The sequence below is a fragment of the Pseudomonas sp. B21-059 genome (assembly GCF_026016285.1).
Lineage (GTDB): Bacteria > Pseudomonadota > Gammaproteobacteria > Pseudomonadales > Pseudomonadaceae > Aquipseudomonas > Aquipseudomonas danubii.
In genome coordinates, this window is record NZ_CP087201.1 from 1,101,715 (window position 1) to 1,124,741 (window position 23,027).

The window sequence follows — 23,027 nt, forward strand, 5'->3', positions numbered from 1 at the left end:
ACCAGCGATTCCATGCTGCATGGGCCCAAGGGCTCAAGGTTGCGCATTCTACGGGGTTTGAGAGGGCGTACAACCCAAACCGCAGCGCCTGTTTGGCTGCGGCAAAGGGCCCTTGGGCCTTGCGCGCGACACCTCGGCGGCGGCTGCAAAAGGCGTAGCGCCAGCCGCTGCTATGGCTTGCGCTTGGCCAGGAGAATTTTGGCCTTGGCCACGCTGTCTTCCACGCTCAGGTCATCGTCCTCCAGCACGGCCTGCAGCGCCGGGTCTTGCCACAGGTCCACGGCCGGCCCGGTGCTTTGCACCAGGCGGGAAATCAAGGCGTAGGCCACCAGTTGGCCGCGGGTGTGGAACTTCGGGTAGCGGTCCTGCATGTCTACCAACTGGGCGACGAAAGCATGCTGTTGCTCAGGCGACATGCCCGCGAACACCTCCGGGTAGTCGTAGTAGATATCCCCTGTGCCCAGGAGGATGACGTTCTGGCGCAGCGCCTGCTCCAGATCCTTTTTGGAGGGGAGCTGGCTGAGCAGCCGGGTGTAGTGCTGTTCGCCTTCAGCTGTTTGCTGAGGGCTCATCTTGCGTTTCAGCGCTTCGAGCCTTTGGGCGTCATCGAGGGTTCGGGCCCAGGCGTAGGCCAGTGGCAAATTGTCCTGTTCGCTGCTGCGCAGCATCTCTTGTTGCGAGTCCTCGTCGCCGTGCCGAGCGGCGCGTTCCAGCCAGGCCATGGCCAATGCCTTGTTCGCGGGCTGGTCCAACTTGCCAAGGTTGTAGATGTCGTACAGGCCCGCTTCCGCGCAGGATTCATTGTGCTGGGCGGCGTAAGCGATGTAGTTGAAGGCTTCGCTTTTGTCATAGTCCTTCTGCCTGGACCCGACAATCCCGCCCAGGATGCACAGGCTCATGGTGTCGCGGGGGGCGGCCATGATCAGGCAGGCGCGGGCCATTTGTATGGCCTTGCTCGCCAGCAAGGTACGGCTTGCGCCATGCAGTACCTCGTCCTCATTCATCAGTCGGATGCCGAGGCCGACCAGCCGTTCGCTGTCCATCTCCGGCGAGCAGTACGGGTTGGCTTCAACCTTGGGCAGGATCTGTTCCAGGCTCAGGTCCGGCAGGGTGGCATTGAGTTTTTCGTCCGGTGACGAGGCATCGCAGCCCAGCAGCAGAGTGAGGATGGCCAAGGGCAGCAGGCTGCGAGATATCAATGGAGAGTCCCTGAGGTTCAATCGTAAAAGGCAGGACGCCAAGAGGGCATGAGCAGGGGCGGGGTGCAGCCGTTCCGTGCTTGAAATGCCGCTTCCCTGCGATTTGAGTGCGCCCATTCTACGGGCATCGGCGCGGCATACAACGGTGTCATGCAGGTGATCGGCGACGTTGAATGCTCAGCGCTTGGCGCTCAATCGGCACTGCTTCATCAGCCTTTTCTCCTCGATCAGCGAGTGTCCTGGCCAATGACGGGGGCCCTGACAGGTCTGCGGATACGGGTTTCAAAAGTAGTAGCGGATGCCACTGATGACTGAAGAGCGAGACAGTTGTGCAAACTCGGACTGCCCATTGCCGGTGTTCCACTGGGCGAAGGTGAACAGTTCGCTGTGATCGTTCATTTTGTAGTTCAGCGACAGCGCCAGATTACCGCCCCGTGGCGAGTCGAAGGCCTGGGTGTAGCGCAGTGCCAGGTCCCAGGTGTTGAACCAGTCGTTGCGGTCGATCTGGTACATGGCGTAGCGCTGCCCCAGCAGGCCTTGCCGGGCAGTGAGCAGGGCTTGCCCCAGCACTTGGGCCGCATTGTCATCACCCAGCATCAGCGCGGCGTTGCTCTGGCCAATCGCCCGCTGATAGTCCTCGCGCTCGGACGGGCTATAGCCGTCACCGTTGTAGAGCGCTTCCAGGGTGTGGGTCCAGCCGGACTCCAAGGTGTAACCGCTGCCCAGCAGCAGGCTTTTGCGCAACCTGCGGTCGGCCATCGGCTGGTGTTCGAAGTGCCAGGCCCTGGTTTGCGCCGTGGGAGCCACAGGCAAGGGAATGTCGCGGCCTTGCCCCAGCGAACCATCCAGGTAGAGCAGCCACGCATCGGAGACGGTGAGGGTGCCATAAGCCCCCAGTCGCCTGACGCCGTTGTCGCGTTTGGAGGCCAGCAGGCTGGCCGTCGCGGCCTCTGCGGTCCAGTTAAGTTTCACCGCGCTGATGGGGGAAAAGTGCTGCGCGCTCATGTCTCGCGAGTTGCTACTGACGCTGCGCATGCCCTCGATTTGCCAGTGCTCGGCAAGCGCCAGAGTGGCTCGTGCGAAGTCTTTGCCGAAGACCTCGTTGACCGGATCAGTCTTGCCGGTCTCGGGGAAAAAGGGATTGCTGGGCGAGAGCAGGACCGCGTTGCCCCACAGCAAAGTGCCGCGTCCCAACTCCAGGTTGAGCGCATTGGGCAGCGAGCAGGACAGGCGTGCTTCGTTCACATAGGCATCACCGGAGGTGTGTTGGTCGCCCGTAGCAAAACTCTCTCCCCGGGCACTGAGGAACGCCCGTGGCTTGAACTGGAAAAAACATGACGAGGTCGTGAGGCTGAAATCCGGGCGTGGTGCCAGCTCCATTTGGCGTCGTGGCAGTTGAGCGATCAGATTGTCCGGGTTGGCCAACGCGTCCTGGTTCAGCCGGTTCCAGGTGGCATAGCTGAGGACGGTCAGGTCGCTGTGCAGTGTCAGGCTGTCCTGGGCGCTGGCGGACGGCGCGGCACTGCAGCAGAGCACCAGCAGCCAGAGCCGCGGTTGTAGCGGGCCGGCTCGCCATCGAGCCGCCTGCGGGTACCCCATCCTTGGGCGTTGCATGCGTTGTTTCATCCTGATTCAGGGGCGATTGAGCGAGTCGATGCTGAAGGTGTCGGCGGCGAAGGTTTGCAACTTCACATCCTGATAGTCGAGGACCGAGTAGTTGGACGGCTCGATGGCATCCCGGATGGTCATGTGCTTGATGAACAGCTGGTGCTGGCCATTGTCCAGTTCCAGGTTGCTGTAGGCGTCGAAGCTGGCGGTTTTGAACAACTTGCCCGAGACCGTGTAGAACTCGGCCTTCAGCGGTACCAGGCGGGTGCTTGAGACGTAATAGATGATGCGGTCGTAGGTGACGAAGCGATTCTTGGCCAGCAGCTCCAGTACATGGCTGTCTTCGCCGTTGACCGGTTCGCTGCGCAGCACTGAGGCGTTGTAGTCATTGGCGTAATTGGTCGAGGCAATATCGCCATTGGAGGCCATGCCGATCATCTTCTGGCGTGCCGAAATCGACACCGGCTTGCTCAGGCTGGGCTTGCCAAACCACATGTTGCGTTCCAGCTGCAGCAGCCGAGCCCCTCGGTTACGGGGCGGATAGATGGTTTGCGCCAGGCTGTTGTTGCCGCTGGCCTTGACCAGGTAGCTGTGCTTGCCCAGGGGGCCCTTGCTGTCCTCACCGGTGATGTCGATTTTCCATTCGATACCGCTCAGGCCGCCCCCTCGGGCACGGTCGCTGGCAGCGACGATCTGCTGTGGGGTAAGAGGAGATGAGTCTGCGTAAGACATCGAACTCTGAGCGCCGCTCAAGCCCATGAGCAGGGCCAGGATGTATTTGAGCATGACGAAGCCTTTTTCTTGAGTGATTGACCTGTGGCCTGGTGGCCGACTAAACGAACGTGAGTGCGTCGACAATTTCATGGCGCGTGGCCTTGTACGCCGGATAGGCGGCGCACAGTACGGCGAACACAGTGACCACCAGCGCGGTCGAGACGATGCGCAGCCAGTCCAGATCGACCTGCAGCGGTACTTCTGTGGACAGGTTCGGGGGGATGTAGCCGATCTGGGCGAGATTGATCCCCAGGGCCACCACCAGGGTCAGGACCAGTCCCAGCAGGCAACCGAAGGCAGCGATCCAGAAACCTTCCAGGGCAAACAGCCGGATCACCCCATTCTGCGAAAGCCCGAGGGCCCGCAGCGTGCCGATTTCGCGGGTGCGCTCCACCACCGCCATCGACATGGTGTTGGCGACGCTCATGGCCGAGATCACCAGAACGATCGAGGCGATAAAGGAGAAGATCACGTCGAACAGGCTTTTGACCTGGGTATAGAAGTTCGACAGTTGCTTCCAGGTTCTGAACTCGACGTCGATGCCTGCGGCCCGCAGCTTGTCCTGCAATTGCTCGCCCATGGTCTCGGTCATCCCGGCATCATCGAGTACCACGACAAAGCGTTCGATGGCGTCGGTGTTGAGCAGCGCCTGGGCCAGCTTGAGGGGCAACAGGATGAACTTGTCGTTGGTACTGGCGGTGCCGGTGTTGAACACGTCGGTGACCATGGCGTCCACGGCATTGGCCTGTCCGTCGAAGGTGCTCGACAGCAGGCTGAACACCGTGTCCTGTTGCAGGTTCAACAACTTGGCGAGGTCCGAGGACACCGCGACCCCCATTTCATTTCGGGCATCGAGTTGACCGTTGGAGTAGCCCAGAGCCGAGCCGCCCAGGGCCTGGTCGTCCTCTGGCGCGATACTTTCGCTGATGAAGATGGTCGATGCGCGGCCATTGGAGGCCAGTCCGTTCAGGCTCAGCCTGGGCGAGACATGTTTGATGTGCGGCGCAGCGCGCAGCACGTTCTCAATGCGCTGCGCCTCTTCAGGAGCGATCAGGTATGGCGTCGGATCGAGTTTGCCTTCGAGCCAGAAGCCACGTTTGGTCAGGGTCAGGTGGCCAAGGCGCTCGCCCATCACCGCCAGATCCTCCAGCCCTTTGTAGACATTGGCGACATAGCCGCTGAACAGGTTGATTGCCGCCAGGCCAAAGGCGATGGCCAGCAGCGTGACCAGGGTTCGTCGTCCGTTGCGGAAGGCGTTTTTCAGCGCGAGTATCAATGAGTGCATGACTGAACCTGCTTGATGATTCGCCCGTCGCACAAGCTCAGGCATCGGTCCATGTAGCCCAATGCCCGCTCATCGTGGGTCGAGAAAACGAAGGTCACGCCATAACCGCGATTGAGCCGTTGGAACAACTGCATCGCGGCATGGGCGTTTTCACTGTCCAGGCTGGCCGTCGGTTCATCGGCGATCACCAGGCGTGGTTGGGCGATCAAGGCTCGGGCAATGGCGACCCGTTGCCGCTGGCCGCCGCTCATTTTGTCCGGGCGCTGGTGCAGATGCCCGGCCAGGCCGACCTCTTGCAGCAAGTGGCAGGCGCGCTGGCGCTGCTGCGCGCTGATACGGCCGGCGATTCGCAAGGGCAGCAGCACATTGTCCAGGGCGTCGAGCACCGGGATCAGGTTGAAGCTCTGGAAAACGAAACCGATGGTGCGCAGGCGTTGCTGTGCATAGTGCACCGAGTTGCTTTGGGTCACGCTGTGGCCCTGCAGCTCGATCTGCCCGGATGAGGGTTTGTCCAGAAGCCCGATCAGGTTCAGCAGCGTGGTTTTGCCGCTGCCCGAGGGCCCGACGATGGCGAGCATTTCTCCGCTGGGGATGTCCAGGTTGATGTCATGCAACGCAATGACGTCGCCATAGCGCTTGCCCAGGTTGCGCAGTTGCACGAGCGGCACCTGATCCACGGGGGGCGGATTGGCGTGCGGAGCATGCCGTTGGCTGACTTCATCCATGATCCTGGTGACCTCCACTGCAAAGGTGCTGAACCGGCCCGTTGGGCAGCAGGTAGACGCGCCCCCTGCGTCCCGGGGTTTCGAAGTGCCGCAGTGCCGCGGTGATTTCGTCCAGCGTGTAGGTCGCTGCCACCTGCGCTTGCAGGACCTTCTTGGCCAGCAAATCGGTGGCTTCGCTCATCAGTCCATCCCGATGTTGATGGGACACCTGGGCCAGATGGCGGGCCAGCCAGAAGCCCTTGAGGTTGATGTCGCGGAAAATCACATCCTCGCAGGCCAGTTGGGCCGGTTGTCCTGAAAGCATGCCGTACTGGATGATGGTGCCCCCCGGCTCCAGCAGTTCTCCCAGGGGCGCAACGCCTTCACCACCCACGGCATCCAGCACCAGCCCCCCCAGGGCATAGCCCATGGTGGCCTTGGCTTCTTGCACCAATCGGTCACCGGCCAGGATTGCGGCATCGCCGCCGGCCGCGAGCACTTCGCTCACCGCTTCGGGGCGACGGACGACATTCAGCGTGCGCAAACCGTCATGCCGGGCGACTTGCATCACCGCCCGCCCGACGCTCGACAGGGGCGCGTTCTGGATGACCCAGGCCCCCGGCCCCAGTTGGCTCTGCCGGCGTAGCAGTTCGATGGCGGTGCAGGCGCTGACCTTGAGCGAGGCGGCCTGCAGCGGGTCCAGTTCCGGGGGTAACTTGTGCACCAGCGAGGCGGCAATGCGGCGCTGCTGGCACCAGTTTTCGTTGCCGAGCAGAATCACCCGGTCCCCCTCGCACAGCTGGTCGACCGAGGCGCCACAGGCCATCACCCGGCCAATCGCCTCAAGACCAAGGGTCGCGGGCAACTGGGGCAATTCACCGTAGCGGCCGGACAGGCGTGCGAGATCGGCAGGGTTGAGCGCGCAGACTTCCACCTCGACCAGCACCTCCCAGGGCGAAGGTGGCCCCGGGTCCTCAACCTCGACGCAATAGGCCACGCGGGAAGGCAGACCGAATCGATCAAAACGTATCTGTTTCAAAATAACCCCTTGCTCGCGGGAGCGTTCTTGCGCAGATCGACCAGCAGCTCGACGGTACGGTCGATGTGCTCCCGGGTATGGGCGGCGCTGATAAAGAAACGCAGGCGTTCGGTGTTGCGCGGGACCACCGGAAAGATCATCGGGAAGGTGCAGATGTTCTGTTCGAACAGCTGGGCCGTGGTCCATACCGCTGTCTCGCCGTCGGGCATCATGATCGGCACGATCGCCGAATCATGGCTCAAGCCCGTATCCAAACCGGCTGCCCGGGCCTGGGTCCGGAAGTAGCCGGCATTGCTGACCGCCCGCCGTGCTCGTTCCGGCTCGGCGTGCATGATGCGCAACGCTTGCAGGCCGGCGGCGGCACTGGCCGGCGTGGGCGCGGCGGTGTATAGCAACAGGCCCGGCGCGTAGTGCTTGAGGATCGCGATCAGCTCCTTGCGCCCGGCGATGTAGCCTCCCACCGTGGCGAATGCCTTGCTCATGGACGAGAAGTGGATGTCGATGTCCGCACCGTCGAGGCCGAAGTAGTCGACCACGCCGAGCCCGCGGGGGCCGATCACTCCCATCGAGTGGGCTTCATCCACCATCAGCAGGGCGTGATGGCGGCGCTTGATGTCGATCATGCGCGGGATATCCGGAATATCCCCGTCCATGCTGTAGACGCCCTCGGTCAGGATCAGCACCCGTTCGTAGTGCTGGCGGTGCTCCACCAGCAGTTGCTCCAGGGCGTCATAGTCGTTGTGGGGAAAGGTCAGGCGCCGGGCTCCGCTGAGCTTGGCCCCCATGAGCATGCTGTTGTGGATCAGCTCGTCATAGATCACCAGATCCTGGCGGCGGGCCAGATAACCCAGGGTCGCGACGTTGGCGCCATAGCCATTGACCGCCATTACCGCATCCTCGACCCCCAGTGTCTGGCTGATCAGTTGCTCGAACTCGGTGAAGATCGGGATCTCGCCCATGTTGATCCTTCCCGAGCCCGCCGAAGTGCCGAACGCGTCCACGGCCTGTTTGGCGGCGTCTTGCATCCGCGGATCGCCCAGCAAGTCCAGGTAGTTGTAGGAGGCGTAGTTGATCAGTTGCCGCCCATCCATCTCCACCACGGCGCTGGATGCCCCCAGGTGCTGGCGGAACATGTTCCATTCATAGCCCTGGGTGTTGTAGTACCACTGGGTGTTGCTGAACTCGCGCAGCTCCGGGAAGTAGGCAAAGTCGTAGTGTTCGGGGCCGACTTTGACCTTGGCCGGGGTCGCTCGTGGGCCCTGCTCCGGGCCGGTCGCGGCACCGACGCTGGCGGTTCCCTGTTTACCCAACAACTGGGCACGCAGCCGCTCGATATGCAGGTGAGTAGTCATGCTTGTCGCTCCTGTGCCTGAACCGTTGTCGAGGGCTGAGCATCGAGATCGTCGCTCAGTCCCATGTTGGCCAGGGCATCGTTGGCCATGCCGCGAATCGTCAGGTTGTTGAGGATCTCGATCACCGAGACGCTGATCCCCAGGTTGTTTTTCAGCACCACCTGAATCTCCGCCGCCATCAGTGAGTCGATACCAAACTCGAGAATCGGTCTGTCGATCGAAACCGTGTCGGCACTGGTTTCCAGTTCATCGGCGATCAACGACACGATCAGGCCTGACAGCACCGCGAAGCGTTCCGTCTCCGGCAGCGCGACGATTTCCTCCCGCAGGCGTTCACTGGCGTCGTTGCTGGCCTCGGCATCGGAGGCGATCAGCTCGATGAAACGTGGCGATTGCTGGCTGAGGGTTTCGTACCGCGCCCAATCAGCCCAACTGCTGACCAGGGAAATGCCCAGTTGGGTGATATCCCGCCGCATTGCGCGTTCCAGCCACTGCAGTGCTTCGCGAGTCTCCATGCCGCGCAGTCCCATGTAGCGCATGAACTGTTCGAGCTTTTCATCGCGGGCAATGATGCCGGTATCGGAAATCGCGCCCCAGTTGATGCTCAGTGCCGGCAAACCCAGCGCCCGGCGATGCCAGGTCAGGCCGTCAAGGAAGCTGTTGGCGCTGACATAGGCGGCTTGCTTGCTGTTGCCGATCAACCCGGCGAAGGACGAGAACAGCACGAAATGGTCGAGCTCGATTTCCTGCGTCGCCTGGTGCAGCCATAGCGCGCTCTGCGCCTTGCTCTGCATGACCTGGAGGAAATGCGCAGGATCGAGTTCGAGGATCGCCTCATCGATGATCACCGTGGCCAGGTGGAACACACCTCGCAGGGGCGCAGCGCTGTCGGCGATGGTGCCCATCAGGTCGCGCACGGCACTGGCATCGGCCAGATCGCAGGCCAGGGCCAGCACGTTCGCGCCTTGCTGGCGCAGCTCTTCGACAAAGGCCTGGCGCTCGGGAGTATCGGCGCCGCTGCGCCCGGCGAGCACGATATGTCGCGCGCCGTGATCCACCAGCCAGCGGCTGGTTTTCTGACCAAAGCCACCGAAACCGCCCGTGACCAGGTAGGAGGCATCCGGCCTGAAGGACACCGTCTCCATGACTTGGACCTTGAGGGGACTCTCCACTTCATCAAAATCGATGAGGATCGGAACATCCACGTTGTCGAGCATTGACAGCTTTCTCGTGGCCAGGTCGGCCAGGGAAATCGTCAGGCTGGGGATGACCGGGACCTGAGCATGGCGGGTGCGCTCCACGGCCGTGCGCAGGGAGGTTGCGAACAGCTGCGCCCGTTGGCTGATCAATGTCAGGTCGGCGCGCACCAGGGAGGCTGCATTGCCGGGCAGGGCGAAGGCGCGTGCAGTTTTTTCGGTGTCAATCAGCACACCGCCCCGGGCCAGCGCTTCCCAGCCGTACAGCCGATCCCAACGTGGCATCGAACCGATGATGGCGTCAAAACCCTGGCCGGCCGTGTGTTCGCATACGGCGGCGTCCAGCGCACTGCCAGTGGCGGTGATGACCGTGCTGGCGACTGCGGCATTGCTGTCGGGCACGTTGATCAGCACGGTACGCACGCCGCGGCGCTGGAGTTCGGCATCGATGGCCAGGCCCAGTGGATCTGCCTCGATCAGCGCACACAGGCCGGCCTCAAGACCGGCCTGGTCAATGAGGTGCTGGGCGATGGCATCACGCACGGCTACCAGCAGCAATCGGTCGCTGCATTGCTCGTCGCTCAGCGAGGTCAGGTGGAAGGCTGATCGCGGACCGCGCAGGTGGCTGCTGAACGTGAAGGGGGCAAGACCGCAGACCCGTTGGCCAGGATGCAGGTCGGTAACCTCGGCTCCGGTGCGGGTAACGGTGGCGAGCAGCTCGATATAGTGCTGGCCGGAGGGTGGATGGCCTGCTGCCTGCAGGTCGTGTTTGGATACCACCACGCGTTGGACCTTGAGCTCGATGTCATCTGCGCCCAGGGGCTCGCGCGGGGTTTCGATGAGCTTCACGCTGCCAAGGCTAGTGTCGTCTTCATCGGGACGGACCAGGATCGCCCTATCCGTGCCCGCCAGAGCAACTTCCTCCACCAGGGCGTCGGCCAACCACGGCTGGACTTCAAGCCGGCTGCTGAAGCGACGACCCTGGCGAATGGCGACTTCATCCTGTGGCGCGTCGCACATCAACTCACGAAGGCAGGCGTTGATGTCCACGGCGGACGGCGTAGCCGGCAGGTCGACGCTGCTGAAGCGCACGCCTTCGATTTCGTTGAAGGCGACCCGGGCAAATCCGGCCAACGCGGTTTGCGCCGGTTGCACCGGTGCGTCGTTGTCCATGATCTTGAAGGCGTTGTGGGTGATCACATAGGCCCTGGGCCGCTGTTCTAGCTCAAGCCTGGCCAGGCAGCGGCTGACCTCGATCATCAACAGCAGTGCCTGGGCGCCGGTTGGGTCCTGGCTGTCCAGGCGGGCCTGGGCGCCGTGGACGAAGACCACGCCGGCCAATGGGCCCATGCGCCCCAGCGCTCGCTCGATGGCGGCCGATTCGAGGGGCACGCTGATCTCCAGACCATCGGCCCGTTCCTGGGGGCCGGTACGCAGTCGGGCGCTGACCGAGACACTGGCGTTGTGGAAGTCCTCGACGATACGGTCGGCCAGATCGCGGGAAGCACCGTCCTCGACGACCAGCCAGTTACCCAGTCGCTTGGGTTCGGGTGGGGTCCCGGCATCCGCCCATTCATAGCGGGCCATTTGCAGTTTGACCGGGTCACCGAACTTGTCGGTGCGCCCGGGCGCGTTGGGCACAGCTGTGACGCGCATCCCCCTGATCTGGGCAACGACCACGCCATGTTCATCGGTGATGGTCAGGTCGGACTCAACGTAGGCAGCCGTCGCACTTGTCCTTAGCGCCTGGCACCAGCAACGTGTGGGCAACGCGGGGGCGAGCAGGCGCAGCTCGCGAAAACCGGTGGGTAGATAGGTGGTGTCGCTGTCTTCCAGCAGGCCGACCAATGACTGGAAACAGGCATCCAGAACGGTTGGATGAGCATGGTAGCCCTGGTTCGAGAGTTCGCTTGAACACTCGATGAAGGTCAGGGCCCGGCCGGTCTTGGCGTCGGCGCGGATCGAGCGGATGGTCTGGAACATCGGTCCGTACTGGAGGCCGATGCGCGACAGCTCGCGATAGAACACCTTGGGCTCCCATTCGCCGCCGAACGAGGCTTGGAGCCCGGCAATGTCAAGCGATTGAGGCTCGCTTGTGGCCAGTGCGTCGACCCGCCCGACGGCGTGGACCTGACCGGCGCCAATGCTGCCGCTCTCGATACTGTGGAGGGTTACCCGACCGCTGTCGCGGGAGTAGGTGGACACGTAGTCCAGAGGATTGTTGTTGGCAATCACCAGCGGCGCGCGGATCTCCAGGTCTGAGAGGCGCAGCCCCGGGCTGTCCGGGTACAGCGCGGCCGCGGCCTCCAACAGGGTTTCGACATAGCCTGCCGCCGGCATGATCGAGACGCCCGAGACCACGTGCTCCTTCAGGTAGGCCAGGGCCTGATGATCCAGGTCGTTGAGCCAGGTGTCGTTGGCCGGATAGTGCCGGTAGCCGAGCATGGGCACTTGGGTCGAGGCGATGCGCAGGTAATTGGAGCGCTCACTCTCAAGCCAAAGGTGTTCGCGTTGCCATGGGTAGTTAGGCAGGTCGGTGAAGCGGCCGCGGCCGTTCAGTGGTTGCCAGTCGATGTCGCAGCCACTGGCGAACACCTGGGCGACCACACGCTGCATGCGCTGTTGTTCCGGTTCTTCGCGACGCAGGGTTTCGACCAGGCGGATCTCCTTGGCCTGGACCTTGGCGCAATCGCGCAAGGCGCCTGCCAGGACCGGGTGCGGGCCGATCTCGACGAAGGTGACGTAGTCATCGTCGAGCAAGGTCTGGATCGCTGGGTAGAAATGCACCGGTTGCCGGACGTTGTGCTGCCAGTAGTCGGTGCCGTACTGGCCCTGGCTGGCATAGCGCCCGGTCACGGTCGAGACCAGCGGGATGGAGGGTTTGCAGGCACTGATGGTGCTCAGGGCGGCGGTCAGCTCATTCAGGATCGGCGCCATCAGGTAGCTGTGATAAGGCACTTCGACTGTCAGCAGGCGGTTGAAGATCTCCTGGGTTTCCAGTGTCTGGGCCAGGGCTTCAATGGCCGCGGTTTCCCCCGACAGGGTCAGCATGTTTGGCCCGTTGACCGCCGCGACTTCGATGCGCCCCTCGTAATCAGCCAGCAATGCCTGCGCCTCTTTCTGGCCGATGCCTACCGCCAGCATGCTGCCGGTGCCTGCGGTGGTCGCTTGCAACCGGCTGCGCTCATGGATGACGCGCACCGCATCGTCCAGGGATAACACGCCACTCACGCAGGCTGCGGTGACCTCGCCAACGCTGTGGCCGACGATGGCCCCGGGCTTGACCCCGGCGGCAGACAGCATCGCCGCCAGCCCCCACTGAAGCATGAAGTTCGCCGGTTGCGCGAAGGCCGTCTGTGTAATGCGTGACTCGCCCTTGCTCTTGAGCATTTGGGCAACGATCGAGAACCCGGAGACGTTCTGGAACAGTCGGTCGGCGGTATCCACCGCGTCGCGATAGACCGGCTCGCTGCGATACAGCTCCTGGCCCATTCCCCACCACTGTGGCCCCATCCCGGTGAAGACCCAGACCGGTAGGGGCTGGCCCTGGGCCGTACGGCGACTGGTGATGACCTGATCGCAATGCCCGTGCTGCCAATACTCGCTGAGCGCTTGATGCAACTGCTGCCGATCCCGGCCGATGGCCACGGCCCGATGATTGAGGGGCGCACGGTGGAATGCGGCGGAGTGCAGGATGTCGTCCAGCTCGACGTTGCTCGCCTGCAGACGCTCGCTGTAGCGGTGGGACAGCTCCTTGAGCGCACCGGGGCTGCGTGCGGAGAAGGGCAGGTACAGCGGCGCGTCTTGGCTGCGGGCCGCGGCGGTCAGGGCGGCAGGCTCAGGGTCCGGCGCGGAACGCAGCACCACGTGGGCATTGGTGCCGCCGAAACCGAACGAGTTGATGCCTACCAGAAAGGCTTCGCCGGGTTTGGCCAGTTGAATGGGCCCGGCGGCCAGTCGGATTCCCCATTCTTCGAAGGGAATGTCGGGGTTGGGCGTTTCCAGGTTGCCCAGTTCGAAGGCTTCGCGATGTTGCAGGGTCAGTACTGCCTTGATCAGACTGGCGATACCGGCACCGGCCTCAAGGTGGCCGATGTTGCTTTTGATCGAACCCAGGACCACGCGGTCGTCGCCGCTGCGGCCCTTGCCATAGACCGACCCGATGGAGCGTGCCTCGATCGGGTCGCCTGCCGCGGTTCCCGTCCCATGGCATTCGACGTAACGCACCTGAGCTGGATCAATGTCGAAACGCGTGCAAACGTCCTGGATCAACGCGCCCTGGGCTTCAGCGCTGGGCAGCGAGATGCCCGGGGTACGCCCGTCGGAGTTGACGCCGGCGCCCTCCACCGTGGCCAGGATCGTGTCGCCATCGAGCAACGCTTGCTCCAGGGCCTTGATGATCACCACGCCACCGCCTTCGCCGCGGCCGTAACCGTCGCCACGGGCATCGAACGACTTGCATTGTCCATCGCGAGAGAGGAAGTGCCCCTTGCACATGCCGATGGGGTACTCGGGACGGGTCATGATGTTGGCACCGCCTACCACCGCCATGTCGCACTCGCCGGACCAGATATCGTTGCAGGCGTAGCTGAAGGCGACGAGCGACGAGGAGCAGGCGGTGTCGATCGACAGGCTAGGGCCACGCAGGTTGAATGCGTGGGACAGCCGGTTGGCCAACATCGTCATCATCATCCCGCTGGGGGTATTGGCGTTCTGTCGGGTGCGGTTGGCGAAGTGGGTCATGGTGACCATTTGGTCCAGCATGAAACCGCCGACATAGACCCCGACTTTACGACCTGAATGTGCCGGCAAGTTCAGGCCGGCATTCTCGAAAGCTTCCCAGGTTAGTTCAAGCAATAAACGTTGCTGTGGATCAATGTTCTCCGCGACACTTGCTGGTAAGTCAAAGAACTCGGCATCCATTGAACGAATATCGTGTTTTAGGAAGTTTCCTTTTTCTACGTAGGCCTTACCCTTTGAAGTCTCATCGATAGAGTAATAGCGCGCCATGTCCCAACGGTCTTTAGGGACCGTTTCGGCGGTAACTCGGCGTTCTCTAAGTGCGCTTAGTAATTTTCTTAAGTCATTGATATCTGCAGGTAAATTGCAAGACATCCCTACGATTGCGATCTTTCTCATGATCCTAGTTGTCCTTAACTATTTATTTGATTTCAATATTGAAGTGGTTGGTTTTTTGCGATTTTAGTAATGGTGAACTCGCCTGCCCGTAAACCTAGCACAGGATTTTTTTTGTAATTTCTGAATTGATAGTTTGAGAAATATCTTAGTTATATGTAAGAAATGTACTTGCTGTTTTGAAATGGTGAACTTGCAAGAAATAAACAGAGTCGTGTGTTCTATAGGATTGAGTTGTATCGATTTTTTAAGGGGCGCAGGCGCACTGGCGCGCCTGCGGTCGAGCAGGGGGCCGGAGGCGCTGAAGGGGCCAGGACGGGGGAGGGGCCATCAGCCCTCTTGCCCGTGAACGGGCGCAGACGGTGTGGCGCTACAGATTTATCAGTATGACAGCGGGGGGCGGGCACGCTCAGCTTTCGCTGAGCGTGGTGGTTACTTTTTTTTAGAGGTTGCGAGTCAGGCCAAACCGCTTCATCAGTCCCTTCTCCAGCAAACCCTTGGGCAGCAGGTTGGCCAGCAGCGGCAAGGCGCGGCTGCCATTGCCCAGGCGCAGCAGGCGTGGCGGTTTGTCCTGTTGCACGGCCTTGAGCAAGCCGGCGGCAAACTCGCTGGCGGGGGTCGGCTTGTCCTGGGAGGCCTTGGCCCGGGAGCGGATGCCCTCGCGCAGTGGCCACCAGGGCGATTGCTCGTTGAGCAACTGTTCGGCTTCATGCCCGGCGTTCCTGGCAAAACTTGAGGCAATGGCCCCGGGCTGCACTTCCATGACCCGGATGCCGAATGGCGAGAGTTCCATGCGCAGGGCATCGCTCAAGGCATGCACCGCGGCTTTCGAGGCGCAGTAGGCGCCGGCAAACGGCGTCACCAGCACCCCGGAGACACTGCCGATATTCACCACCAGGCCGCGGCTGCGACGCAGCACCGGGAACATCGCCCGGGTCACCCCGACCACCGAGAACACGTTGGTTTCGAACTGGCGCTGCATGGCTTGCACGCCGCCATCCAGTAGCGGGCCCATGGCGCCGTAGCCGGCGTTGTTGATCAGCACATCGAGGCCGCCGTACTGCTGGTTGATCTCCTCGCTCAAGGCGCCCAGGGCAGCGCCGTCATTGACGTCCAGTTGCACGGCCTTGAAACCGGCGGCTTGCAGGGCAGTGACGTCCTCGGCCTTGCGGGCGCTGGCGAGCACGGTAAAACCGGCGCCCTTGAAGGCATCTGCCAGGGCGCGGCCGATGCCGCTGGAACAACCGGTGATCAACGCTACGGGCATGGCGCGGTCCTTGTGCTGTGAGGGGGAAGAGGAAATCAGTCGGAGAAGCTACCTTGCAAACGCTCGGCACGAAACTCCAGGGTTTGCGGACGATAGCCCGAGCGCAGCGGTGGCAGCGGCAGGCAGTCTTCCCAGCTGGCGCCGGCCTGCAACTCGCCGGGGCCGCGGTAGCGCGGGGCGCTGTACTGGTTGTCGGCGAGGTTGACCGTGTCCCCCGGCGCGTAGGCGGCGACCCGCCAGCGCAGTTCGATCAGGGGCACCTTGTTACCGTTGTTCAGCTTGACCTGCAGCGGGCGGTCGGCAGGGCAGTGTTCGGGGGCGTAGCTCAGGCGCAGATCCAGGCGCGCCAGTTGCTGGGCTTCGCGGTTGTCCAGCCAGACCACCCAGCAGGCCACCAGGGCCAGGCCGAACGCAGCGGCCAGGGACACGGGAAGGGCTTTGGCGGGGTAGCGCAGAAGCAGGATCAGCCAGGTGATGACCAGCAGAACGCCGATGAACATGAGGTGAGCCTCGGGGAAAAGGAGGGGACATCCTACCTAAGCGTAGGTGGGGTTGGCGATGGAGGATGGCTGTTGTGACGTTATCCACAGGCCAGGTTTTGATGGGGGCGTTAGGGACAACAGAAGGTCTGTTAAAGCGGATTTATGCCGATAGTGGACATCATGTGGTCCACTCTGGTGCCCGCCCGAGCAGGTGGCTGGCATGCTCCGGGGTCATCTATCCATTCCTGGAACACCTTTACCGGGACTGGAAAATGCTCAGGCTCTCAGGGCTACAAACATCGAACGAGGCGAATGCTAGCTGAAGGGGGGGACTCCGCTTTCGACTGTGAAGAGTGCTGGTGCCAAGGACGAGACGTGCCCGTGGTGGCGATCTATGAGGTGTATAATCTCCGGGCTTTGGCATCAATCATGGGGCGATGATGGACGTATCACTGCAGCAGATTTTGCAAACTGCACAGATCAGCGATTGAGCGTTTCGAAAAGAACAAGCTTAAAAACTTTGTCAGCAGTTCAAGACTGGAAGGCATAGATATACCGATCTTCGACGAAAAAGCCTCGTTGGAAAAAATCCTGGCCAAGCATGGAAGACCGTTGAATGGATAAATACGACGCTTCTCATGATCATGACTGCTACCCCGCCTCCTCGGCGTGCCGCCATCCTGAACATTCCTAAACTCCCTTGGCCTGGACATAAACGGCGACGCCTTCGTCGTTACTGCGTGTCGAACCCGGACTAGTCTTTGAGCGTCGCAGCATATTCAGCGACCGGGCTTGGTAACTCGTTCTGATACAGGCGCAACAGCGCCGCATTTCACTTGTGCAATGGCAACTGTGCGTGGGAGGGCTTCGTCCCTGCCGGGTTCCTGTATCTCCGGTCGACCAATCCGTGCACGGCTGCCACCCACAACAGGGCTGCGCATCTTCTGGCGAAGATGGGTACGGCAGTGATCGATGAGGCGGGTTCTAGATGAAGGAGAGGGGACAGGCGTGCCGATCGTTCCCCCCGCGTTTGAAGGGGAACGATCACCGGGCGTTTTAGTTCAGGTACTGACTGCCACGAATCCGCCGACCCAACACGTCCAGCAGATCACAACCATCGCGCAACAGAATGGCGCTGGCGTGGGCGATCTGTGTCAGATCGGTGGCATCGGCGTGGCGGTTGTCCATGTGCACGATGCTTTCCATCAGTTGAGTCACCGCGAGGATGCGGTAGGCGGCGCTGGCATGCAGTTCGTCCAAAGGCGCGCGGGTGTCGATAAACAGGGTGGGCGTGGAGGATTCGTTGCTGGTTAGCGCGATACGGTCGGTCATGGTGTGCTCCAAAAAAACAGTGCTGGAAAACTGCGTTCCTGAGAAAACAACCGAGCCGTCAACCTCGATCACGAATGAGTCGTGACAGGCGCGAGGATAGGGAGCAGTGAGAGGGCGGTCAACCCGATATGTGTAGCCTGAAACGACCTTGTGTATCCGCAGTTGGCTGTTGATCTGACTTGCCGCTTGAAGCTTACGGTTGCTCCTATTTATCGCTGCTTCTTGTAGCCGCTGCCGCAGGCTGCGAACGACCGCGCAGCGGGCGCAGGGGGCTTGAGATCGCTGAAGGTCCTTCGGCCCTTTTCGCAGCCTGCGGCAGCGGCTACAAAAATCCCCCTGTCCAAGTGCCTGCGGATAGGGGACGCAGGCACCTGGAAAGGGGGAGCACAAAGGTCTTGCTAGCACGACTCCCTGCTTTTACTTGCAGCTTGCCGCTTGAAGCTTACGGCTGCTTCTACTTGCCGCTTGAAACTCGCCGCTGCGCTTACTGCGCAATGGTCTTCACCGAGACGCCACGTTCCACCGGGGTGGAGCGGCCGTAGATATCTTCAAACCGCTCGATATCGTCCTCGCCCAAATAACTGCCCGATTGCACTTCGATGATCTCCAGCGGGATCTTGCCCGGGTTGCGCAGGCGATGCACCGAGGCGATGGGGATGTAGGTGGACTGGTTCTCGGTGAGCAGGAACACGTTCTCGTCACAGGTGACTTCGGCGGTGCCGCTGACCACGATCCAGTGCTCGGCGCGGTGGTGGTGCATCTGTAGCGACAGGCAGGCCCCCGGCTTGACCGAGATGTGCTTGACCTGGAAGCGCCCGCCCATGTCCACCGAGTCGTAGGAGCCCCACGGGCGGTAGACCTCGCAGTGGTTCTGGGTTTCGCTGCGGCCCTGTTCGTTGAGGGTGTTGACCATCTGTTTCACCCCTTGGACCTTGTCCTTGTGGGCAATCATCATGGCGTCCTTGGTTTCCACCACCACGATGTTGTCCAGGCCGATCACCGACACCAGTTTGCCGTTGCCGTGGATCATGCAGTTGTGGCTGTCCTGAATCACCACATCGCCCTTGCTGACGTTGCCGTTGGCGTCTTTTTCATGCACGTCCCACAGCGACGACCAGCAGCCGACATCGCTCCAACCGGCGCTCAGGGGCACCACGCAGGCGCGCTGGGTCTTTTCCATCACCGCGTAGTCGATGGAGTTGTCCGGGCAGCAGGCGAAGGTGGCTTCGTCGATGGTCACGGTGTCCGCGTCTTGCTGGCTGCGTTCCAGGGTCAAGAGGCAGGTGTCGTAGATGTCCGGGTCGTGTTTCTTCAGCTCTTCGAGGAAGCGGCTGGCACGGAACAGGAACATGCCGCTGTTCCAGAAGTAGCCGCCGGCCTGGACGAATTCGTTAGCGCGTTTTTCGTCGGGCTTCTCGACGAACTGCGCGACCCGGCTGATGCCTTCCGGCAGCAGGGCGTCGTTGGCGGACTTGATGTAGCCGTAGCCGGTTTCCGGTTTGGTCGCCGGTACGCCGAACAGCACCATTTCGCCACGCTCGGCGGCCACGGTGGCCAGGGCCAGGGCCCGTTGCAGGGCTTTCTGGTCGTCCAGGACGTGGTCGGCGGGCAGCACCAGCATCAGCTCGTCGCGGCCTTCGTTGACCAGCATCATCGCGGTCAGGGCCACGGCGGGGGCGGTGTTGCGGCCGAAGGGTTCCATGAGGATGCGCTGGGATTCGAGCTTACGGTTGGCCAACTGCTCGTTGACGATGAAGCGGTGGTCCTTGTTGCAGACCACGATGGGGGTGTCCATGCCTTCGAACACCAGGCGCTCCAGGGTTTGCTGGAACAGGGTGTGTTCGCCGGTCAGGGCGAGGAACTGCTTGGGGAATTGTTTGCGCGAAAGCGGCCAAAGACGTGAGCCGCTACCACCTGACAAGATCACCGGAATCATGTTGTTACTCCTTCAAACATCGTATGGGTTAGAGCTACTGCGTTCTGTCGTTTCACTCTTGTTTTTGTCTCGGTGTAGCCGCTGCCGAGGTATGAGGCTGCGATGGGCTGCGAAGCGGCCCCTGAGGGCGGTCCTGCGGACCGCGTCGCAGCCTCGGGCCTCGGCAGCGGCTACAGGTTCGGGTTAGCGGGTGGAGACGGGGCGTTTCACCCACACCGGCGACAGGTTGCTGCCGTTGCCGGTGACGTAGAGCACCGCCGCTTCGCCGCGCTCCAGGGCCACGGGCTTGAGGTCGCTGACTTTTTTATCGCCGTCATACAGGGCGAAGCTGACCTTCACCGGGTTGATTTCGCGCTCGCCGCGGCCTTTGGCAGCCACGGCCTTGACCACGTCGGTCTTGCCGTCGGCGGTCTTCAGGGTCAGGGCCTGGTCGCTGAGGTTCTGCACTCGCACCAGGGATTTCTGCTTGTTCTTGAACGGCGGTTCTTCGATCAGTTGCGGCTGGCCGCTGGCGTTGTTGACCAGGGTGTAATAGTGATCGGCGGCCAGTTTCACCGGCACGCTCTGGCTGCCCACCTTGGCGGTGTAGTCACCGCCGGGCATGAAGCTGAAGTCGCTGCTGGCCAGGGGCGCGACGTCGTTGACGTTGGTGCTGCCCACCGTGGCGCTGACTTCGCTGTTGCTGGCGTTGTAGAGGCGCACGAAGGTCGAGCCCTTGGGCGCGGTGGGACCGTACAGGGCGGCGTCGCCACCGGCGAATACCGGGGCTGATAGCAGGCCCAGGCTCGCGGCCAATACGGCAGCTTTCAGGGATTTGGCAGCGAGACGGCGAGGAGTAGTAGTGAAAGTCATGAGTGTTACCTCTTTTTCAGTTTTGCGCCCGGTCGGGCGTCTCGGATTTCGGAGTGTTGCTGGCTAGGTTTTGTTGGCGAGCACCGGCTTGCTTGAGCTCTGCGACCCACTGCGGGTCGGCGTCGCCGATTTCGTTGTTGACGGGCAGATAGCGTTCAGGGAATTCCCAGATCAGCACCTGGGGCGGGTTGTTCTTGAAGTCGTCGCTTTTCAGGTAGCTGAGCATCGGCAGAATCGGGCCGTGGCCGTCTTCGGCGTAGCTCACCACGTCGCTGTGCAGGGCCTGTTTCAGGGCGCCGACGAAGTTCCAACTGGGGTTGGCGCTGTAGCTGGTGCCCACCAGGGTCACCGGCACTTCGTGGTCGGCGAACAGCGCGTCATCGGCGGCCGGCTGTTCCTCGCTGGCGCGGGTCACGCGCTTTTGCAGCGGCTCTTCGGCCGGCATCAGGTTTTCGAACAGCGGGTCCAGGGGCAGGAAGCGCCGCAGGTCGCCCTGGTGCTTCACGGTCTCTTGAGTCTCGGTGACGAAGCGTTGTGGCTGACCGCTGAGCGGGGTCTTGGCGGCGATGGCCTGGGCCAACTGGCGAGCGACGACTTCGGCGCCGGCCGGGGTCCAGTGGGTGTCGGTGCGCAGGAACACTTGCTGGCCCTGTTGCTTGGCCTGTTGCAGGGGGCCCAGCAGGTCGGGGGCAAGGATCTTGTCGGCCGCGACCCGGGCATGAAAGTCCTGGTAGAGGTTGGCGTGGATTCGCGCCGGGCGTACCTCGTCCAGGTGTTCCGGGTACAGCCGGACCTTGGCCGGGACGATGGCCATCACCAGTTTCACCCCGTGCGCCTTCAAGGTCTGGCGCACGCCTTCCACCAGGGCGTAGTTGCCTTGCAGGTTGAGCTCCTCGTTGACCACCGGGTTGAACTCTTCATCGCTGTACAGCCACTGGTCGCGGCCTAGCACCACCCCGGGGCGGCCTTCGTTGAACAGTTTGAAGTCCAGGGCGGCCCAGAGGTTGGTGCCCAGGCGCTTGATCGGGAACTGGTCGTCGTAGTGGGTTTCCACGGCTTTGGCCCAGCGCCCGTTGAGCACGGTGGCGTCGTTGTTGGTACTGAAGCCGAAGAAGCTGCGCACCGACCACAGCCCGAGGACCGCCAGGGTCACCAGGAACAGGGCGATGTAGAACACACGTAATGAGCGGGTCATGGGCAGATCCCTCAGAACTGGAAGTAAAGGAACGGCGAGAAGCTTTGCGCCGAGAGTTTGAGAATCGAGGCGATGAACAGCAGCAGCACCAGGGCGCGCATCACGTAGCGCGACCAGTCGGCGCTCCAGTAGGCCGGTTGCACTTGGGCCTCGGTGCCGACGATGTAGCCTGGCTGGTGAACGCTGCCGGGGGTGTCCCCGGGCACTGCCTTGATCAGACCGGGCTGGGCGGTGGCCGGGCCGTCGGCGGGGGTAGCGACGTCGGGCTTGGCCTTGACCGGTGCCGGGTTGCGGTACAGGTCACGCAGGCCGAAGAACGCCAGGGTGGCGTAGGCCAGGATCAGGGTCGCCACTTGCAGGCCGGTGAGGCTGGCGCGGTTGAGTTCCGACAGCGACCAGTCGCCAAAGCTGAACATGGCACCGTACATGCGCCCGGCCACGTGCAGGTTCTCGGCACGGAAGATCACCCAGCCCATCACCACCAGCAGGAAGGTCAGGGCCCAGCGGATCGGGTTCAGGCTGCGTGGGGTGGTGTTGATGCCCAGGGCCTTTTCGATGGCCAGCCACATGCCGTGCCAGGCGCCCCAGACGATGTAGGTGATGTTCGCACCGTGCCACAGGCCACCGAGCAGCATGGTCAGGAACAGGTTGCGGTAAGTCATCAGCGTGCCTTTGCGGTTGCCGCCCAGGGTGATGTACAGGTAGTCGCGCAGCCAGGTGGACAGGCTGATGTGCCAGCGCCGCCAGAACTCGGTGATCGACTGGCTGATATAGGGCTGCTTGAAGTTTTCCATGAAGCGAAAACCCATCATCAAGCCCAGGCCGATGGCCATGTCGCTGTAGCCGGAGAAGTCGAAATACAGCTGCGCGGTGTAGGCCAGGGCGCCGAGCCAGGCATCGCCCGTGGTGGGGTTTTGCAGGGCGAAGCAATGGTCGGCGACCACTGCCAGGGTGTCGGCGATGAACACCTTCTTGATGAAACCCTGCATGAAGCGGGTGCAGCCTTCGGAGAACTTGTCCAGGGTGTGGGTGCGGTTGTTGAACTGGTCCGCCAGGTCGCGAAAGCGCAGGACCGGGCCGGCGATCAGGTGCGGGAAGATCGCCACGAACGCCGCAAAGTCGATGAGGTTGCGGGTGGCCGGGGTGTCGCCGCGGTAGACGTCGATGATGTAGCTGATGGACTCGAAGATGTAGAACGAGATGCCGATCGGCAGCAGGATGTGGGTCAGGATGAACGGTTCCAGACCGTAGGAGGTCATGATCGCGTTGATGCTGTCCACGCCGAAGTTGGCGTACTTGAAGTAGCCGAGGATGCACAGGTCGACGCCGACGCCGAGCAGCAGCCAGCGTTGGGCCGGCTTGGTCCGGACCCCGGCGGCGCCGACTTTCAGGCCGATCCAGTAGTTCCACAGGGTGACCCCGGCGAACAGCGCCAGGAAGTCCACCCGCCACCAGGCATAGAACACATAGCTGGCGATCAGCAGCAGCAGGTTGCGATAGCGTTGCCCGCTCAAGTAGTACAAGCCGAGAAAGATCGGCAGGAACAGGAACAGGAACACATTGGACGAGAAAACCATCCCGATCTCTCCATGTTTAACCAATAGTCAGAGGCCGGAGCCCCCCCAAACCCCCCACTGAAAAAACCGTGGGAGGCGTATTGCATTCATGAC

Annotated in this window: 15 protein-coding genes and 1 pseudogene; 1 reads left to right on the forward strand and 15 read right to left on the reverse strand. The window is 62.1% G+C overall.

All coding sequences use genetic code 11. The features are described from left to right. Positions 1-170: 170 nt before the first annotated feature. From LOY69_RS04960 to LOY69_RS05005, 10 genes are all read right to left on the reverse strand, one after another. Positions 171-1,199: a sel1 repeat family protein gene (locus tag LOY69_RS04960; protein ID WP_258010196.1), complete on the reverse strand. Its 1,029-nt coding sequence runs from the start codon at positions 1,197-1,199 to the stop codon at positions 171-173. 282 nt (positions 1,200-1,481) lie between these two features. Next, the gene (locus LOY69_RS04965; RefSeq protein WP_265074201.1) at positions 1,482-2,813 is read right to left on the reverse strand and encodes a hypothetical protein; all 1,332 of its coding nucleotides are present in this window, start codon (positions 2,811-2,813) and stop codon (positions 1,482-1,484) included. Between the two features lie 18 nt (positions 2,814-2,831). Then, positions 2,832-3,593, reverse strand: coding sequence for an outer membrane lipoprotein-sorting protein (locus LOY69_RS04970; RefSeq protein ID WP_170001122.1), 762 nt, complete (start codon positions 3,591-3,593; stop codon positions 2,832-2,834). Between the two features lie 46 nt (positions 3,594-3,639). After that, entirely contained in the window at positions 3,640-4,866 is a 1,227-nt protein-coding gene (locus tag LOY69_RS04975) for an ABC transporter permease (RefSeq protein WP_102878439.1), read from the reverse strand. Then, entirely contained in the window at positions 4,854-5,591 is a 738-nt protein-coding gene (locus LOY69_RS04980) for an ABC transporter ATP-binding protein (protein WP_265074202.1), read from the reverse strand. Before LOY69_RS04980 ends, LOY69_RS04975 begins: the two co-directional genes overlap by 13 nt. Then, entirely contained in the window at positions 5,584-6,609 is a 1,026-nt protein-coding gene (locus LOY69_RS04985) for a zinc-dependent alcohol dehydrogenase family protein (RefSeq protein ID WP_180988366.1), read from the reverse strand. Before LOY69_RS04985 ends, LOY69_RS04980 begins: the two co-directional genes overlap by 8 nt. Next, positions 6,606-7,961 carry an aminotransferase class I/II-fold pyridoxal phosphate-dependent enzyme gene (locus LOY69_RS04990; protein ID WP_102878442.1) on the reverse strand — a complete coding sequence of 452 codons (1,356 nt, stop codon included), beginning with the start codon at positions 7,959-7,961 and terminating at the stop codon, positions 6,606-6,608. Before LOY69_RS04990 ends, LOY69_RS04985 begins: the two co-directional genes overlap by 4 nt. Further along, positions 7,958-14,296, reverse strand: coding sequence for a type I polyketide synthase (locus LOY69_RS04995; protein ID WP_265074203.1), 6,339 nt, complete (start codon positions 14,294-14,296; stop codon positions 7,958-7,960). The genes LOY69_RS04990 and LOY69_RS04995 overlap by 4 nt, the downstream gene beginning before the upstream one ends. A gap of 439 nt (positions 14,297-14,735) precedes the next feature. Next, positions 14,736-15,560 (reverse strand): SDR family oxidoreductase, encoded by an 825-nt coding sequence (locus LOY69_RS05000; RefSeq protein ID WP_110652295.1) that lies wholly within the window; start codon positions 15,558-15,560, stop codon positions 14,736-14,738. Between the two features lie 35 nt (positions 15,561-15,595). Then, positions 15,596-16,060 (reverse strand): multidrug transporter, encoded by a 465-nt coding sequence (locus tag LOY69_RS05005; protein WP_102878445.1) that lies wholly within the window; start codon positions 16,058-16,060, stop codon positions 15,596-15,598. 471 nt (positions 16,061-16,531) lie between these two features. On the opposite strand from LOY69_RS05005, the pseudogene LOY69_RS05010 reads away from it, so the two are divergent. Further along, positions 16,532-16,666 (forward strand): annotated as a pseudogene (locus tag LOY69_RS05010) (YhfG family protein); the annotation flags it as partial. A 432-nt stretch (positions 16,667-17,098) separates the two neighbouring features. On the opposite strand, the gene LOY69_RS05015 reads toward LOY69_RS05010, so the two are convergent. The 5 genes from LOY69_RS05015 to LOY69_RS05035 all read right to left on the reverse strand — a co-directional run bounded on the left by LOY69_RS05015 (position 17,099) and on the right by LOY69_RS05035 (position 22,934). Then, positions 17,099-17,374, reverse strand: a complete 276-nt coding sequence (locus LOY69_RS05015; protein WP_110596418.1) for a short-chain dehydrogenase — start codon at positions 17,372-17,374, stop codon at positions 17,099-17,101. 484 nt (positions 17,375-17,858) lie between these two features. Next, complete coding sequence (locus tag LOY69_RS05020) at positions 17,859-19,310, reverse strand: mannose-1-phosphate guanylyltransferase/mannose-6-phosphate isomerase (RefSeq protein WP_102878447.1); 1,452 nt, start codon at positions 19,308-19,310, stop codon at positions 17,859-17,861. Between the two features lie 183 nt (positions 19,311-19,493). After that, a complete protein-coding gene (locus LOY69_RS05025) occupies positions 19,494-20,162 on the reverse strand; it encodes an alginate O-acetyltransferase AlgF (RefSeq protein WP_253083702.1) in 669 nt (222 codons plus the stop codon). A 16-nt stretch (positions 20,163-20,178) separates the two neighbouring features. Next, positions 20,179-21,357, reverse strand: coding sequence for an alginate O-acetyltransferase (locus LOY69_RS05030; protein WP_265074204.1), 1,179 nt, complete (start codon positions 21,355-21,357; stop codon positions 20,179-20,181). Positions 21,358-21,368: 11 nt separating this feature from the next. Continuing rightward, entirely contained in the window at positions 21,369-22,934 is a 1,566-nt protein-coding gene (locus LOY69_RS05035; RefSeq protein ID WP_110596421.1) for an MBOAT family O-acyltransferase, read from the reverse strand. Positions 22,935-23,027: the final 93 nt, after the last annotated feature.

Coding starts and splice junctions, on each gene's coding strand:
- LOY69_RS04965 (WP_265074201.1), bottom strand. CDS start 2,813: ATGCAACGCCCAAGGATGGGGTACCCGCAGGCGGCTCGATGGCGAGCC.
- LOY69_RS04970 (WP_170001122.1), bottom strand. CDS start 3,593: ATGCTCAAATACATCCTGGCCCTGCTCATGGGCTTGAGCGGCGCTCAG.
- LOY69_RS04975 (WP_102878439.1), bottom strand. CDS start 4,866: ATGCACTCATTGATACTCGCGCTGAAAAACGCCTTCCGCAACGGACGA.
- LOY69_RS04980 (WP_265074202.1), bottom strand. CDS start 5,591: ATGGATGAAGTCAGCCAACGGCATGCTCCGCACGCCAATCCGCCCCCC.
- LOY69_RS04990 (WP_102878442.1), bottom strand. CDS start 7,961: ATGACTACTCACCTGCATATCGAGCGGCTGCGTGCCCAGTTGTTGGGT.
- LOY69_RS04995 (WP_265074203.1), bottom strand. CDS start 14,296: ATGAGAAAGATCGCAATCGTAGGGATGTCTTGCAATTTACCTGCAGAT.
- LOY69_RS05000 (WP_110652295.1), bottom strand. CDS start 15,560: ATGCCCGTAGCGTTGATCACCGGTTGTTCCAGCGGCATCGGCCGCGCC.
- LOY69_RS05005 (WP_102878445.1), bottom strand. CDS start 16,060: ATGTTCATCGGCGTTCTGCTGGTCATCACCTGGCTGATCCTGCTTCTG.
- LOY69_RS05015 (WP_110596418.1), bottom strand. CDS start 17,374: ATGACCGACCGTATCGCGCTAACCAGCAACGAATCCTCCACGCCCACC.
- LOY69_RS05020 (WP_102878447.1), bottom strand. CDS start 19,310: ATGATTCCGGTGATCTTGTCAGGTGGTAGCGGCTCACGTCTTTGGCCG.
- LOY69_RS05025 (WP_253083702.1), bottom strand. CDS start 20,162: ATGACTTTCACTACTACTCCTCGCCGTCTCGCTGCCAAATCCCTGAAA.
- LOY69_RS05030 (WP_265074204.1), bottom strand. CDS start 21,357: ATGACCCGCTCATTACGTGTGTTCTACATCGCCCTGTTCCTGGTGACC.
- LOY69_RS05035 (WP_110596421.1), bottom strand. CDS start 22,934: ATGGTTTTCTCGTCCAATGTGTTCCTGTTCCTGTTCCTGCCGATCTTT.